This window comes from Methylobacterium adhaesivum (assembly GCF_022179065.1).
GTDB lineage: Bacteria > Pseudomonadota > Alphaproteobacteria > Rhizobiales > Beijerinckiaceae > Methylobacterium > Methylobacterium adhaesivum.
Genome location: NZ_BPQD01000001.1, coordinates 239934 through 255141, shown reverse-complemented (window position 1 = coordinate 255141; position 15208 = coordinate 239934). Strand labels below are relative to the sequence as shown.

Annotated in this window: 15 protein-coding genes; 7 read left to right on the top strand and 8 right to left on the bottom strand. The window is 69.4% G+C overall.

Translation table 11 applies throughout. The features are described from left to right. Positions 1-26: 26 nt before the first annotated feature. Positions 27-1049 (bottom strand): bifunctional riboflavin kinase/FAD synthetase, encoded by a 1023-nt coding sequence (locus MFF01_RS01210; protein ID WP_238221288.1) that lies wholly within the window; start codon positions 1047-1049, stop codon positions 27-29. A 265-nt stretch (positions 1050-1314) separates the two neighbouring features. Between MFF01_RS01210 and MFF01_RS01205 the strand changes: the two genes are divergently transcribed. Then, complete coding sequence (locus tag MFF01_RS01205) at positions 1315-1698, top strand: response regulator (RefSeq protein ID WP_018046001.1); 384 nt, start codon at positions 1315-1317, stop codon at positions 1696-1698. Between the two features lie 154 nt (positions 1699-1852). After that, positions 1853-2386, top strand: a complete 534-nt coding sequence (locus MFF01_RS01200; protein ID WP_238221287.1) for a protein phosphatase CheZ — start codon at positions 1853-1855, stop codon at positions 2384-2386. 90 nt (positions 2387-2476) lie between these two features. Here MFF01_RS01200 and MFF01_RS01195 read toward each other — a convergent pair whose 3' ends face one another. Then, positions 2477-3382 (bottom strand): TIGR01459 family HAD-type hydrolase, encoded by a 906-nt coding sequence (locus MFF01_RS01195; protein WP_238221286.1) that lies wholly within the window; start codon positions 3380-3382, stop codon positions 2477-2479. Between the two features lie 206 nt (positions 3383-3588). Further along, the gene (locus MFF01_RS01190) at positions 3589-5106 is read right to left on the bottom strand and encodes an EAL domain-containing protein (RefSeq protein WP_238221285.1); all 1518 of its coding nucleotides are present in this window, start codon (positions 5104-5106) and stop codon (positions 3589-3591) included. Positions 5107-5351: 245 nt separating this feature from the next. Here MFF01_RS01190 and MFF01_RS01185 point away from each other — a divergent pair, with 245 nt between their 5' ends. Both MFF01_RS01185 and MFF01_RS01180 read left to right on the top strand, forming a co-directional pair. Next, positions 5352-5573: a heavy-metal-associated domain-containing protein gene (locus MFF01_RS01185; RefSeq protein WP_238221284.1), complete on the top strand. Its 222-nt coding sequence runs from the start codon at positions 5352-5354 to the stop codon at positions 5571-5573. Between the two features lie 186 nt (positions 5574-5759). Beyond that, positions 5760-7433 carry a formate--tetrahydrofolate ligase gene (locus MFF01_RS01180; protein ID WP_238221283.1) on the top strand — a complete coding sequence of 558 codons (1674 nt, stop codon included), beginning with the start codon at positions 5760-5762 and terminating at the stop codon, positions 7431-7433. Positions 7434-7557: 124 nt separating this feature from the next. On the opposite strand, the gene MFF01_RS01175 is transcribed toward MFF01_RS01180, so the two are convergent. From MFF01_RS01175 to MFF01_RS01160, 4 genes are all read right to left on the bottom strand, one after another. Then, positions 7558-7974, bottom strand: coding sequence for a hypothetical protein (locus MFF01_RS01175; RefSeq protein WP_238221282.1), 417 nt, complete (start codon positions 7972-7974; stop codon positions 7558-7560). Positions 7975-8071: 97 nt separating this feature from the next. Continuing rightward, the gene (locus MFF01_RS01170) at positions 8072-8764 is read right to left on the bottom strand and encodes a uracil-DNA glycosylase (RefSeq protein ID WP_238221281.1); all 693 of its coding nucleotides are present in this window, start codon (positions 8762-8764) and stop codon (positions 8072-8074) included. 9 nt (positions 8765-8773) lie between these two features. Continuing rightward, a complete protein-coding gene (locus MFF01_RS01165; RefSeq protein WP_238221280.1) occupies positions 8774-10303 on the bottom strand; it encodes a bifunctional metallophosphatase/5'-nucleotidase in 1530 nt (509 codons plus the stop codon). 72 nt (positions 10304-10375) lie between these two features. Continuing rightward, a complete protein-coding gene (locus MFF01_RS01160; RefSeq protein WP_238221279.1) occupies positions 10376-11329 on the bottom strand; it encodes a class I SAM-dependent methyltransferase in 954 nt (317 codons plus the stop codon). 102 nt (positions 11330-11431) lie between these two features. Here MFF01_RS01160 and hemH point away from each other — a divergent pair, with 102 nt between their 5' ends. The 3 genes from hemH to hisG all read left to right on the top strand — a co-directional run bounded on the left by hemH (position 11432) and on the right by hisG (position 14709). Then, positions 11432-12505, top strand: a complete 1074-nt coding sequence (gene hemH / locus MFF01_RS01155) for a ferrochelatase (RefSeq protein ID WP_238221278.1) — start codon at positions 11432-11434, stop codon at positions 12503-12505. 64 nt (positions 12506-12569) lie between these two features. Continuing rightward, positions 12570-13724: an ATP phosphoribosyltransferase regulatory subunit gene (locus MFF01_RS01150; RefSeq protein ID WP_238221277.1), complete on the top strand. Its 1155-nt coding sequence runs from the start codon at positions 12570-12572 to the stop codon at positions 13722-13724. 10 nt (positions 13725-13734) lie between these two features. Then, the gene (gene hisG, locus MFF01_RS01145) at positions 13735-14709 is read left to right on the top strand and encodes an ATP phosphoribosyltransferase (RefSeq protein ID WP_056172589.1); all 975 of its coding nucleotides are present in this window, start codon (positions 13735-13737) and stop codon (positions 14707-14709) included. Between the two features lie 77 nt (positions 14710-14786). Here hisG and MFF01_RS01140 read toward each other — a convergent pair whose 3' ends face one another. Further along, positions 14787-15137: a lysozyme inhibitor LprI family protein gene (locus MFF01_RS01140; RefSeq protein WP_238221276.1), complete on the bottom strand. Its 351-nt coding sequence runs from the start codon at positions 15135-15137 to the stop codon at positions 14787-14789. Between the last annotated feature and the right edge of the window lie 71 nt (positions 15138-15208).

Here is a 15208-nt window from a genome sequence, read left to right as displayed (position 1 = left end):
TAGGGTTGGGATTGGCCCGCGAAGGTCTACAGCATCGATGGGACCCGGTCGGTGGCCAGGATCGCCCGGGCCTGCTCGGCGTCGATATCCATCCGGGCAATGAGGCTTTCGGCCGAGTCGAAGCGTTCCTCGCCCCGGATGTACCCCACGACCTCGACGGTGATCGTCTGTCCGTAAAGATCGCCGGAAAAATCGAACAGGTTGACTTCGAGGAGCGGCGCACCGTCGTCGAAGGTGGGGCGACGGCCGTAACTCGCCACGCCGTCCCGCACGCTGCCATCGGCCAGGGCCACCCGCACGGCGTAGATTCCGTGGGCGAGACCACAATCGGTCAGTGCGACATTGGCGGTCGGATAGCCCAGGGTGCGGCCGCGCTTGTCCCCGTGCTGCACAACTCCGGACACGAACCAGCGATAACCGAGCAGGGCATTGGCCCGGCCGACGTCGCCCGCGGCCAGAGCCGTCCGGATCGCGCTTGAGGAAACCGGCTCCATCGCATTCTCCACGGCAACGGGGGGAAGGGAAACGGCCGGGATGATGCGGCAGCTCAGTCCCGCGCCCGCGCACAGGTCGGCGAGGACGGCCGGCGTGCCCTCGCGCCCGCGCCCGAAATGGAAATCGTGCCCCACGACGACGCCGGAGAGCCCGAGGTCGCGCACCAGCAGGGTCTCGACGAAGGCCCGTGCGCCGGTGCCGGCGAGCCCGGCATCGAAGCGGCGCACCACGAGCCCGTCGAGGCCGAGCCGGGCGAACACGCGCTCCTTGGCTGCCGCGTCGGACAGGCGGAACATCGGTAGATGCGGTGTGAAATACGCCCGCGGATGCGGCTCGAAGGTGAGGGCCACGGCCGGACGACCGGCCGCAGCGGCGGTCTCGCGCACGGCGGCGATGAGGGCGCGGTGACCGAAATGAACGCCGTCGAAGTTACCGATGGCCGCGATGGCGCCGGAAAGGATCGACGGCATCGGTTCGTCCTCGCGGCAAACCGTGAAACGCCGGCCCAGCGCAGGAGCCTGAACCGACAAAGCTGTCTTGTCGCCGGACGGCATCTGATCCTAGCTTGGCTGTGGCGGAGCGGGCGTGGTCCGGAGACGTCGCGTGTCGCGGCGGAACCTGTCGAAATCTGCCGGAGGGGTCAAGCGAGGCACGCCGCCTCGTCGCGGGATGCCGAAAGCCGCCCGCGATTAACGGCTTCTCAAGCGGATGGGCCATAGTTTCAGGATCAAGGGGCTCGAACATCGATCTGCCCCGGCCCAATCCCGAGCCGGCGCGGCGTGATCGCGTCGGTCTCGACCTGACGGAGCACACGCAACCATGGCCCTCGATCTCGGCATGCCGATCCTTGTCGTCGACGATTATCAGACGATGGTCCGTATCATCCGCAACCTCCTGAAGCAGCTCGGTTTCGAGGAGGTCGACGACGCCTCCGACGGCACCGCCGCCCTCGCCCGCCTGAAGAACCGTAAGTACGGCCTCGTGATCTCCGACTGGAACATGGAGCCGATGACGGGCTACGAGCTGCTGCGCCACGTGCGCGCCGACGAAGCCCTGCGCACCACGCCGTTCATCATGGTCACCGCCGAGTCGAAGACCGAGAACGTCATCGCCGCCAAGAAGGCCGGTGTGAACAACTACATCGTCAAGCCGTTCAATGCCGCGACCCTGAAGAGCAAGATCGAAGCGGTCTGCGGCGCCTGATACGGGCATCGATCCGTCGGGGCGTATCGATTCGATCGCGCGGTGATAGACGGGAGGCGGACCACGCGATCCGGATGGATCGCCTGGGTTTCGCCCCGTCCCACCCGTGAACAGGTTAGAGATTCGGACGTCGGGCAAGGAGAGGCGGGAGGCGATGGCACTCGCAAGCAGGGCGCGTAAGCAGAACGCCGCGCCGCAGAAATCATCCCTGATCGGCGAACTCGTGGAGATCGCGGACTACATCGCGCACCTTCGAACCGAGATCGCAGCGCTTCGGGCCAACGAGCTGACGCGCGACCGTCTGCCCATGGCGCACGAAGAACTCGGCTGCGTCGTCGACGCGACGGCCGGAGCGACGAACTCGATCATGAATGTGGCCGAGGAAATCCTCTGCCTTCCAGACGACGCGAACTACCGCTCCACCGTCGAGGCGCGGATGAACGATATCTTCGAGGCCTGCACCTTCCAGGACATTACCGGTCAACGCATCGGCAAGGTCGTCGAAGCCCTGCGCAACCTGGAGGGTCGCCTGTCGCGCTTTGCCGCGGCCGTGAAAGCCCGCGACGAGGGCGGCGTCGACGCGGAAGAGGCAAAGCGCCGTGCCCGCAACGAGTTGCTCATCCTGAACGGGCCTCAGGTCAAGGGACCGGCGACGGCCCAGGACGAGATCGACGCGATGTTCGACTGATCCGTCACCGGATCGCCGATACCGCGCGGTGCGCCCGTGACGTCCCAATTCCCCGTTCCCATCGGATCGGCGGGATTGGGACGTGGCACGTTACCAGACCAGTCGTTCGACGATGGCATCCGGTTGTACAGATTGACGGGCAAGCCAGAGTGCCACGTCGCCGAGGCTCGCCTGCTCCGTCGCCACGCCGAGTTCCTCGGCATGGATCCCCCGGGCCACGAGGAGGTTCGGCAGACCGAACCCAGACGCGCCAGCAATGTCGGTCCGCAGGGCATCGCCCACGGCGAGGACCCGCGTGGGCTCCGGATCCGCGAGCCCATCGAGGGCGCCGGCTATCTCGAGCGCCGCCGCGTAGACCGGCCGATAGGGCTTGCCCGCATAGGTGACCCGGCCGCCGAGGGCCTCATAAGCTTCTGCGATGAGACCGGCGCAGGGAATCAACAATCCGGCGCGCTCGACCACGAGGTCGGGATTGGCACAGATCATCGGGACATCACGCGCCCGCCATTGCTCGAGGGTCGGTCGATAATCGTCCGCCGTCTCGCGGGTGTCGTCGAACAATCCCGTGCAGACCACGACCTCCGCCGCCTCCGCAGCGACGAGGCGTAGATCGAGATCGTCGAAGATCGTCGCGTCGCGCTCGGGACCGAGATGATGGATGCTGGCCCCCGGCGTCTCGGTCAGGAGCCTGCGGGTGAGGTCGCCCGACGTCAGGATGGCGTCGTATGCCCCGCGCGGCACGCCGTATCCGTCGAGGATCGTCTGCACGCCCTTCCAGGGACGTGGGGCGTTGGAGACGAGGACAACCCGGCGCGGCCGGGTGCCGCCGGGGAGGTCCCGGAAGCGGATCAGGGCCTCGCCCGCACCGGTATGCGCGCGCACGCCGTCATGCAGCACACCCCAGACGTCGCACAGGATCACGTCGAACCGGTCGGCGATGGCACCGAGGCCCGAAATCGTGGGCACGGGCGCGAAGTCGGGGGGAGAGGCGGTCATGCGGGAGCCTGTGTCGCGTCGAAAGCGCGGTTCATCGCTGGGTGGGGCACCGCTCCGGGACGAGAGCGGAAATTCGACGCGGGCCCTTGCGCAAAAGAGAAGCCTACGGCGTCGGATCTCCGACGCCGTAGGCTGAGGGGCCTTCGAAATCAACGTGGGCGGATCGGGCGGCCGCGGAGGCTCGCGCTCCCCTCACGCCGTGCCGGCTAACCCGCGCGGCGCAGGAAATCCCGGAACGGGCGTCGCTGCGGCGGCGGCTCCGGATCGTCGTTCACCGGCGGCGGGGGCGGCGCCAGGAGTTCCGGCGCCGGGGCGGACAGCACCTCGGCGCGCACGGCGCGGGCCGGAGCGAACACCGTCCCCTGTGCCAGGGGCACGCCGAGGTCGAGGAGATCCGGCACATCGGCTTCGCGCTCGACACGGGTAACCACGAGTTGGATGCCCGCCCGGTTGAGGGTGGGGACGAGATCCTCGACGACGATATTGGTCATGGCCTCGTGCGCACTCGGCCGCAGGAGCATGTCGGCGGGCACTTTCACCTGCGCGACGCCGTGATCGGCGAGGGTCGTGGGATCGAGATCGAGATCAACGGGGCGGTCGAGGATCACGCCGATGAGGCCGCGCAGGCCCACCAGAAGAGCGGACTGCTCGGCGTCCAGGTTGCGCCAGCTCGTCTGCGGCAGGGCAACGATCAGGCGCCCGGCGAGGTCCGGCTCGTCGGCTACGAGGCGGTTGAGGGAACGCAGGAATCCCGGCTCGAACAGGGACAGGGGCGACAGGCCGTAGGCGACGGCCGCCCGGCTGCCGCGCCCGGCCAGATGCCGCGCCACGGTGGCTGCGCGCTGGAGCATCCGCCGGTCGAGATCGGTGGTGCGACCGTGGCGTTCGAGGACGGACAGAAACGCGTCGGGCGTGAGGATGGTACCGGACGCGAGTTCGTCGCCCCCCGCAACGCGCAGGCGCGCCACCGCCTCGTAGGAGACGACCTTGCGCTGGGGCAGGGAAACCAGGGGTTGGAGATGAATCTCGAGGCCGTCTCCATCGAAGGCCGCCAGGACTGCGCTCTCGTGCGCGGCCACGCGGGCCGCGTTCTCAGGGGTGGCCGCATCGAGGAGCCGGGGTGTCCACGGCTTCGCCTGCGCCGTGGCGGCCTGGGGCAGCACTGCGATCTCGGGTTCGGCGGGCGGCGGCGGTACGGGGACCGGGGGAGCGGGGGGCGCCAGCCGCGCGGGGGGCGTCGCCTTCAAGATGGCGATCTCCCCGTCCTGCGCCGCCACCACGGCGGCGAGCTCGCGCACGATGCCGCTGAGAAGACCGATTTCGGCGGTGACCTCTTCGACGCTGGCGGCAAGGGCCGACGTGTCCGTGTCCGATTCCTCGTGGACCAGCTCCTCGTGGACCGGCGCGCTGGGGCCGGCCTCGTCGATGCGCAGATGCTCGCGCATCTGCTGCTCGGCGATGAGCCGCGTGACGGATTCCATGCGCCCGAGGCGTTGGGACATCAGGTCGACCTCGCCCGAGAGCTTGTCGAGACGGGCGGTGAGGGTTTCCGTCCGGCGATAGACGAAGAAACCGCCGAGGCCGCTCGCGAGGGCCAGTCCGAAGGCGCCGGCGAGGGGGGCATAGAGGGAGGCGGGCGCCATGGCACCGAGCCCCAGCAGACCGGCGAGTCCGAGGAGACTCAGAATCAATAGGCCGCGACGCCGGCCGACGATTCGGGCCATCGAGAGACTTTCTATTTTAAGGTGCACGGCTCAGGACGCGAAAACGGGTTTCCGGGCCGTTGCCGCGAGGCGAGCCCGGCCTGAACGCTTTTGTCGCCGAGACGCCTGACCCCCACAAGATATCTACGACGGAACACACGCAATTTTCAGCATGTGTGACTTCCGCCTTCACCAACCGTGCTTGCATCGCTGTCGCACCCGATCAACATGGCCGGACCTGCGCTGAGGACGAGAGATCCGGCCCCATGGATGCAACCCGCTCGAACCTGCTGATGCAGGTGGACGGCATGACCTGCGACGGCTGCGCCGAGGCGGTGCGGCGGGCGATCCTGCGCCTCGACCCGGAGGCGCAGGTCGCGGTTGACCTCGACCACGGACGCGTCGCGGTCACCAGCCGCGAACAGGCCCTGACCGTCGCCGAAGCCCTGACGCAGGCCGGATATACCGCGACCGCCATGACCGGGTGACGGATCCTCGATCCTGAATGAAATTTTGTGCGCGCGTTGAAAATTTCCGACGCGCTTTTCCTTGTCCGTTCCACCAAACTGGTGTGATCACACACAAGGCGGTTCCGCGTGCGCCTGACGGCGCCGGGATCGCAGACGCCAAAACGCGCCCCCTTCGGCGTGGAAAAAAATCGGGAGAGACGAGGCATGCCGTCAGACATCGAGATCGCCCGCGCGGCGACGCTGAAGCCGATCACCGAGGTCGCCGCCCGGATCGGCATCCCGGACGAGGCGCTCCACCACTACGGCAAGCACATCGCCAAGATCGACCACGGCTTCATCAAGGGTCTGGAGGGCAAGCCCGAGGGCAAGCTCGTGCTGGTCACCGCCATCAGCCCGACCCCGGCCGGCGAGGGCAAGACCACCACGACGGTGGGCCTGGGCGACGCGCTCAACCGCATCGGCAAGAAGACCGTGATGTGCCTGCGCGAGCCGTCGCTGGGTCCCTGCTTCGGCATGAAGGGCGGGGCGGCCGGCGGCGGCCAGGCCCAGGTCGTGCCGATGGAGCAGATCAACCTGCACTTCACCGGTGACTTCCACGCCATCACCTCGGCGCACTCCCTGGCCGCCGCCCTCATCGACAACCACGTCTACTGGGCCAACGAGCTCAACATCGACGTGCGCCGCATCCACTGGCGCCGCGTGGTCGACATGAACGACCGGGCCCTGCGCGCCATCACCCAGTCCCTCGGCGGCGTCGCCAACGGCTTCCCGCGCGAGGACGGCTTCGACATCACCGTGGCGTCGGAAGTCATGGCGGTATTCTGCCTCGCACGCGACCTCGACGACCTCGAAGCCCGCCTGGGCCGCATCGTCATCGCCGAGACCCGCGACCGCAAGCCGGTGACGCTGGCCGACGTGAAGGCCACCGGCGCCATGACGGTGCTCCTGAAGGACGCCCTGCAGCCGAACCTCGTCCAGACCCTTGAGGGCAACCCCGCCCTCATCCATGGCGGCCCCTTCGCCAACATCGCCCATGGCTGCAACTCGGTCATCGCCACCCGCGCCGGCCTCAAGCTCGGCGACTACGTGGTGACGGAAGCGGGCTTCGGCGCCGATCTCGGCGCGGAGAAATTCATCGACATCAAGTGTCGACAGGCCGGCCTGAAGCCCTCGGCGGTGGTGATCGTCGCCACCGTGCGCGCCCTCAAGATGCATGGCGGCGTCTCGAAGAAGGAACTCGGCTCCGAGAACATCGACGCCCTGGAGAAGGGGTTCGCCAACCTCGCCCGCCACGTCGCCAACGTGCGCAGCTTCGGCCTGCCCGTGGTGATCGGCGTCAACCACTTCTACGCCGACACCGATGCGGAACACGCCAAGCTCAAGGAGCTGTGCCGGGACCAGCTTCAGGTCGAGGCCATCACCTGCAAGCATTGGGCTGAGGGCGGCGCCGGTGCCGAGGCGTTGGCGCAGGCCGTGGTGAAGCTGGCCGAAGGCGAGCAGAAGCCCCTCGCCTTCGCGTACGAGACCGAGACCAAGCTGACCGACAAGGTCCGCACCATCGCGACGAAGCTCTACGGCGCCGCCGACATCCAGGTGGAATCCAAGGCCGCCACCAAGCTCGCCCAGTTCGAGAAGGACGGCTACGGCAACCTGCCCGTCTGCATGGCCAAGACCCAGTACTCGTTCTCCACCGACCCGAACCTCATGGGCGCCCCCTCGGGCCACACCATCGCGGTGCGCGACGTGCGCCTCTCGGCGGGGGCCGGCTTCGTCGTGGTGATCTGCGGTGAGATCATGACCATGCCGGGCCTGCCCAAAGTCCCGGCCTCGGAGGGCATCCACCTCGACGCCAACGGCCAGATCGAAGGCCTGTTCTAGGCGTCTTTCGAAGCATCTGGGTTGCCAAAGGGATCATCCCTTTGGCGGGTGCCGGGCGGAGCCCGACGCCACCTCGACGTTCCTGCCGATGCCGGAGGCCCTTCGGAGCCTCCGGCATCGCTTTTTATTGCGCAGGCTTCGGAGCAGGCTCGGCCGGGGCGGCCTCGTTCGGGGCACCGGCCGGCATCGGCGGCAGCAGCACATTTTTGGCGATGTTGCCCTCGGGGCCGTATTCGCCGGCCACCGCGAGGCACGCCTTCTCGCGGTTGAGCTGCATCTGGTTCGACATCAGGGCGAAGATCGTCTGGACTCGACCGCCGAACGGCCCGCGCGGGCCGACATCGGCCGAGCGCGTTCCCTGCTTTTCCAGAAGCGCGTCGAACTGATCGGCGCCGATGCGGTAGCCGCAGACATTGGCGGCGGCGAAGATGTAGGCGGCGAATTCCAGCGCCCGCGGCTGGGGCGCGTTGCGGATCTGGGCCTGGGCCGCCGCCGGCAGGGCGAGGGCGAGACTGATCGCGAGAAGGGGACGGGCAAGCATCGTGACGTTTCCTCGGGGTGCGGCGGATTCTTAGGCTCCGCTTAGGGCTCGACGGAGATAGACCGCCCTCCCCCCGCCTCCAAGGGGCCGCGTCACCTCATTCCAGGCGCCAGTCGATGGGCGCCACACCGTGCGCCTTCAGCCAGGCATTGGCCGCCGCGAAGGGCCGCGAGCCGGGGAAATCGCGCTGCCGGTTCAAGGGCGACGGATGGCCGGATTCGATGACGCCGTGGCGGGTCGTGTCGACGAGGGCCGCGCGCGCCCGGGCCTGAGCCCCCCAAAGCAGGAACACCGCCGGCTCCGCCCGCTTCGAGACGGCTTCGACGGCTTGGTCGGTGAGGGCCGCCCAACCGTACCGCAGGTGCACGCCGGACTTGCCCTTCTCCACCGTGAGGGCGGTGTTCAGGAGCAGCACGCCCCGGCGGGCCCAGGGCGTGAGGTCGCCGGTCCTCGGTTCGGCGCTCGCGTCGGGGAGTTCGGCCAAGATCACCTTGAGGGAGGCCGGCAGGCGCCGCGACCCGACATACGAGAACGCGAGGCCGTGGGCGTCGCCGGGCGTCGGATACGGGTCTTGGCCGAGGATCACGGCCTTGACCTCTGTGAGCGGCGTCAGCGTGAGCGCATTGAAGATGGTCTCCGGCGCCGGCAGCACGGCGATACCTTCGGCGATCCGGGCATCGACCCGAGCCGCCACGGTGTCGGCCGCGTCGCCTTCGAAGAACGGCAGGGCGAGCCAAGGCGAGTCCGAGCGGCGAAAGCGCTTCAGGGCGTCGGCGACGGGGCCGGTCATCGGCACTCCTCAACGGGTCAGGATGCGGCCTTCGGCGGGAACCGCGAGGGGCGCGTTCGCCCGGATGTAGGCCATCACCGCATTGGCGACGAGGGTGCCGTCGGTGCGGCCGATGAGGGTGCGCCCCTTGGCCAGTTCGCCGTAGCCGTTGCCGCCGTCGTAGAGGAAGTTGTTCGAGGCCACCGTGTAGGTCTTCTCCAGGTCGAGGGGCACGCCGTCATGGGTCAGCGCGACGATCCGGGACCCGACCGGTGCGGCGGGATCGACGGTGACGACGAGACCTGAGACCTGCGGGAAACGGCCGGCGGGGCGCCCGAACTCGGAAAGGCCCGTCTCCAGGAGGCCACGGATCTGCGCGCCTTTCAGGGCGACCAGGACCGTGGTGTTGCCGAAGGGCAGTTCGAGGAGGATGTCGCGGCGGGTGAGCACGCGGCCGGCCGGATACAGGGTATCGCCGCGGATGCCGCCGCCGTTGACGATGGCGAGGTCCGCCCCCGTCCCGGCGCGCAGGGCATCGGCCACGAGGTTGCCGAAGCTCGCCTCGCGGACCCGCACGGAGGCGATGCGGCTGTCCAGTGGCAGGCGCGTCTCGCCGAGGGGGACGTCGAGTTCCCGCGACAGGTCGCCTTCGAGGCGGCGGACCACCGCCAGGGTCTCGGGGTCGGGGACGACACCCGCCGAATCGTGGACGCGAAAGCTCGGGCGCCACGTCACGGTGCGGGCGTTGCCCGAACCCGTGACCTGCACGGTGACGTCGACGGCGGTGACGTAGTGGGCGTCGAAGCTCGATTCCACCATCACGGTCTGGCCGTCGTAGCGCAGCGCCAGATCGTGGTCGTGGCCCGACAGGAGGATGTCGACGAGGCGGGCGGCGACGATGGCCTCGTCCGTCGCCCGCCCGGTGTGGCAGATGCCGACCACGAGGTCGGCCCCCGCGTCGCGCAGGCTCGCCGCTTCCCGCGCCAGGGTCTCGCGTTCGGGGCCGAAGCGCAGATCGCCCGTCTGCGACTTGTCCGGCGTGCTGGCGAGCGCGATGCCGACGAGACCGACCCGGATGCCCCCGAGGGTGACGAGGGCGCGGTCCCGAATGCCGGGCAGGGCACGCCCCGCGCCGTCGCGAAGATTGGCGGCGAACACGGGAAAGCGCGCCTCGCCCATGCGCCGGGCGAAGATCGCCGGGCCGAAATCGAACTCGTGATTGCCCGGCACGAACACGTCGGGCGGCGCGAGGTTGAGGAGTTCGACGATATGCGCGCCCTGGTCGAAGCCCGACATCAGGGACGGCGACAGGGTGTCGCCGGCATGCGCGTAAAGGAGCGGCACGCCCCGCGCCCGTTCCGCCTTCACGATGGCGTTGAGGCGGGCGAACCCGCCGCGTCCCTCGGTCTCCGACATCCGGTAGAGATCGTTGACGAGGAGCAGGGTGAAGGTCGGTTCGGCCGCGGCGGGACCCGCCGCCTCGGCCTGCGCGCCGAGACCGACGCCGAGGCCCGCCCCGAGTCCGAGGCCGAAGGTCTGGCGGCGATTGGGCTGCGGCATGGGGCGGGTCTCGACGTGGGGGCCGGGGGCTCCCGTCCTGAACTTCCTCCGCGACGCCAGTGCGACGGGGTCTCAGCGCGCCACGAAGGTGTCGCGCACGGCCTTGGCGTTCCGGCGCAGCATCGGCCAGATCCAGGCGCCGGAGGCGAGGTAGGCGCCCGCCGGCATCGGCTTGAGGTCCACGGCGAGGCGCTCGGCGAGGCCCGGCACGGCGAGGCGGCCCACGGGGGCGTCGGTCTTGGCGTAGACCACCGTGGTGTCCTCGCGCCAGTAATCAGGATGCGGCACGAGGCCGGCGCGCCGCGCCGTGAGGTCGAAGGTCTCGCGCACGAAGCCGTGGACGTGGGCGAAGTGGAAGCGCTCGTGCGGCGGCTTGCCCGTGGCGGCCATGTTCGGCACCGCGGCGTAGAGCACGCCGTCGGGCTTCAGCCAGCGCGACAGGCGGGCCATGACGTCGGCCGGATCGCGCAGGTGCTCCATGACGTGGTGAGTCGTGATCACGTCGAAATGCCCGGCCGGGAAGCGGGCGTCGTCGGCGTCGTCGAGCACCTCGACGCCGTGATGCGTGCGGGCATAGGCGGCGTAATCCCGCCCCGGCTCGACGCCGATGGCCTCGCAGCCCTTGGCACGCACGGCCGCCAGGAACTCGCCGGACCCCGAGCCGAAATCGAGGACGCGGGCGCCGGCTTTCAGCTTGGGCGCGAGGAGGTCGGCGCGGAACGCCGCCTCGCGGGCGGACCGGTTGAGGTGATTGCGCGGCGGACCGCCCGCGAAGGCGAGCTGGTAATCGGCCCGGTAGGCCGTGGCGTAATAGTCCGCCAGCTCCGCCGGGGTCGGCATCGGATCCGTGCGAATGAGACCGCATTGCTCGCAGGCGATGGAGCGCAGCGTCTTCAGCCGGCGGTCCGTCTCGGCCACCGTCACGCTGCGCGTCGAGCCGCAGAGATTGCAGGCGGTCGGCGCACCCGTATAGGGATAGCCCGTGAACGGCATGAAGTGGTTGAAGAAGTACCGGGGAGACGGCATGTCGCGCCCTAATCCATCGGGTGATGCTGGCAGGCCGCCTGCTCTAGATAGATATCCGACCCGACACAACTTTGCCGCCCGCGCGGCGAGCCCGGAAACCCGATGACCGAACACGTCGCCCCGACGTCCCTGCAGGACAGCATGCCGCTCCAGACCAACACCGCTCCCCTGCCGGCCGAGCACCCGCCCGTGCGCTGGGGCCGCATCGGCGTGCTCCTCACCAACCTCGGTACGCCGGAGGGCACGAGCTACTGGCCGATGCGCCGCTATCTCAAGGAATTCCTCTCCGACCGCCGGGTCATCGAGGTGCCGCGCCTGATCTGGTGGCCGCTCCTCAACCTCATCATCCTTACGAAGCGCCCGGGGCCGAAGGGCCGCGACTACGCGAGCGTGTGGAACACCGAGCGCGACGAGGGGCCGCTGAAGACCATCACCCGGGGCCAGGCCGAGGGCCTGCAGGCGGCCATGGGCGACAGCGTCGTGGTCGATTGGGCCATGCGCTACGGCAAACCCGAGATGGACAAACGCATCCAGGCGCTCCTCGACCAGGGCTGCGACCGCATCCTCCTCGTGCCGCTCTATCCGCAATATGCCGCCGCCACCTCGGCGACCGCGTGTGATCAGGCGTTCAAGGCCCTGATGAAGATGCGCTGGCAGCCGACCCTGCGGGTCTCGGCGCCCTATCACGACGATCCGGTCTACATCGAGGCCATCGCCACCTCGATCCGCGAGGGCCTGGCCAAGCTCGATTTCGAGCCGGAGGTGATCCTCACCTCGTTCCACGGGGTGCCCAAGAGCTATCTCCTCAAGGGCGACCCCTACCATTGCCAGTGCGTGAAGACTGGCCGCCTCGTGCGCGAGGCGCTCGGCTTCTCGGCGGAGAAGATGCGCACCACCTTCCAGTCGCGGTTCGGCAACGAGGAATGGCTGCGTCCCTACACGGACGAGACCGTACAGGCCCTGGCGAAGAGCGGCGTCAAGCGCATGGCCATCGTCGCACCCGGCTTCTCGGCGGACTGCCTCGAGACCCTGGAAGAGCTCGACGGCGAGAACCGGCACTATTTCGAAGACAATGGCGGCGAGCACTTCGCCTACATTCCCTGCCTCAACGACGGGGCGCTGGGCCTCAAGGTGATCGAGACCGTGGTCCGGCGCGAATTGCAGGGCTGGCTATAAGCGGGGCGGTCGCCAAGCCGGATTCCGGTTGCTACGAGGGCGCGATGACGAGGCGGGCGGACCTATGATGAACCCGGAGACCGGCGGCGCGATCGCTGGCGGACAATCGCACGGTACGGCGCGCCTGCTCGCCCATTTCGCGCAAGCCGGCTATGCGGGCGTGACCCCGCCCGTGCTCCAGCCCGTGGAGCCGTTCCTCGAACTGTCGGGCGAGGACATCCGCCGGCGCATCTTCGTGACCCAGGATGCGGGCGGGGCCGAACTCTGCCTACGGCCGGAATTCACGATTCCCGTCTGCCGGCACCACCTCGCGCAGGGCACCGCCGCGACGGCCGATTACAGCTATTGCGGGCCGGTGTTTCGCCTCGGCCGGGACGAGCCGGACGAGTTCCTCCAGGCCGGCATCGAATCCGTCGGGCGCACCGACACGCCGGCGGCGGATGCCGAGGTGCTCGGCCTCGCCCTGGAGGGCCTCGCCGCCATGGGCCGGAGCGACGTCGCCGTGCGGCTCGGCGACATGGGTCTCCTCGACGCGCTCCTCGACGCCCTGGCAGTGCCCCCGGCCGCCAAGCGCCGGACCCTGCGGGCCATCGCGGCCGGCCGGTCGCTGGACGAGGTCACCAACGGCGTGCGCCAGGAGGACCCGCATGCGGGCCTGCTCGCGGCGATCCAGGGCCAGGACCCCCGAGGCGTGCGCGCCTTCGTGGAGGACGTGCTGTCCATCGCCGGCATCTCGCGGGTCGGCGGGCGCAGCGCCGGCGAGATCGCCGAACGCTTCCTGTCGAAGGCCGCCGCCCAGGCGAGCGGGGGGGCCGGCCTCAACGCCGAGAACCGCGCCGTGGTCGAGCGCTACCGGGCCATCGCGGGCGATCCCGATACGGCCGCGACGGCCATGCGGGATCTCATCCGTTCCGCCGGCCTCGACCATCCGCCCCTGGAAGCAGCGCTCGCTCTGTTCGAGGAGCGCACGGGCTTCATGGCCGCGCGGGGCCTGCCCGTCGAACGCTTCGCCTTCTCGGGGGGCTTCGCGCGCAACCTCGACTACTACACCGGCTTCATCTTCGAGGTGACGGCGGCCGGTGCCCCCGGCCTGCCCCTCGTCGGCGGCGGGCGCTACGACGGGTTGCTGCAGCATCTCGGCAGCCCGATCCCGGTCCCGGCGGTGGGCTGCGCCGTGTGGCTCTCGCGGGTCGCCCCTTCCGACACCTCCCATGGTTGAGCCGGCGCCGATGACCGATCCCCTCGTCCTCGCCGTGCCCTCCAAGGGGCGCCTGCAGGAGAACGCCGCCGCCTTCTTCGCCCGCGCCGGCCTCAAGCTCGCCCAGAACACGGGCGCCCGCGACTATCGCGGCAAGCTTGTCGGCGTGCCCGGCGTGGAGGTGCGCTACCTCTCGGCCTCCGAGATCGCCGCGCAGCTCGCCTCCGGCGCCGCCCATCTCGGCATCACCGGCGAGGACCTCATCCGCGAATCCCTCCCCGAGGCGCGTGGACAGGTGGAACTGCTGACCCCGCTCGGCTTCGGTCAGGCGACGGTGGTGGTCGCCGTGCCGCAAGCCTGGATCGATGTCCGAGCCATGAGCGACCTCGACGAGGTCGCCGCCGAGATGCGGGTGCGCCACGGCAAGCGCCTGCGCATCGCCACGAAATACGTGAACCTCACCCGCCGGTTCTTCGCCGAGCACGGGGTCGCGGATTACCGCATCGTCGAGAGCCTGGGCGCCACCGAGGGCGCGCCGGCGGCGGGCTCGGCCGAGATCATCGTCGACATCACCACCACGGGGGCGACGCTGGCCGCCAACGCCCTGAAGATCCTCGACGACGGGATCATCCTGCGCTCGGAGGCGAACCTCGTCGCCTCCCTCAACGCCGCCTGGGGCCCGAGCCCGCGCAACGCCCTGCGGGCGGTGCTCGGCCGCATCCAAGCCGAGGAGCGCGCCCGCACCACCCGCGAGGTCCGGGCCGCCATGCCGGACGACGGCGACATCGATCTCGCCGGCATCTCCGCCCTGCACGACGCCGAGCTGCCCTACGGCGCCCCGGAAGGGCGGGGCGAGATGGTGCTGCACTGCCCCGTCGACGCGGTGTTCGATCTGGCCGACGCCCTGGTGAAGGCCGGGGCCGGCTCGGTCAGCGTGCGCAAGATCGACTACGCCTTCACGCCGGACAACCCGCTGATGGACCGGCTTCTCGCCCGTCTGGGTTAGCGTGCCTCCCGAAACTCCCGGTCACCGTCGGTTCGCGGTCCGCGCACGGCGGCGCAACGGAGTTCCGTGAGAGACACTCAGAGCGGTCCCTGCTTGGTGAACTCCGAAAATACGGCGCGCAGGGTCTTCAGCCGGCTGTCATAGGCCTGGGTGAGGCAGGCGATGTCGGCGCCGCAGGCACGGCGCTCGGCGAGCCACGTCTCCTGATCCTCGCGCAGCTTGGCGTTGCCACCCATGGGCAGCATGGCGCGCAGGATTTCGAACCGCGTCGCCATTTCGACGTCGCGGTCGTTGAGGGTGAGGGTGGCGCAGATGGCCTTCTCGTCCGCCGCTTCCGCCTTCTCGCAGGGGAAGCTCGCCGCCTCGGCGGTGCCGATCGGTCCGCAGGAAAGAACGGCGGCCAAGGCGGCCATGCGGATCGGCGACATGGGTATTTCTCTCCTGGCACGTATCCCGCGACGTCCGCGCCGGACAGGGGATGCCGATACCACGCACGATG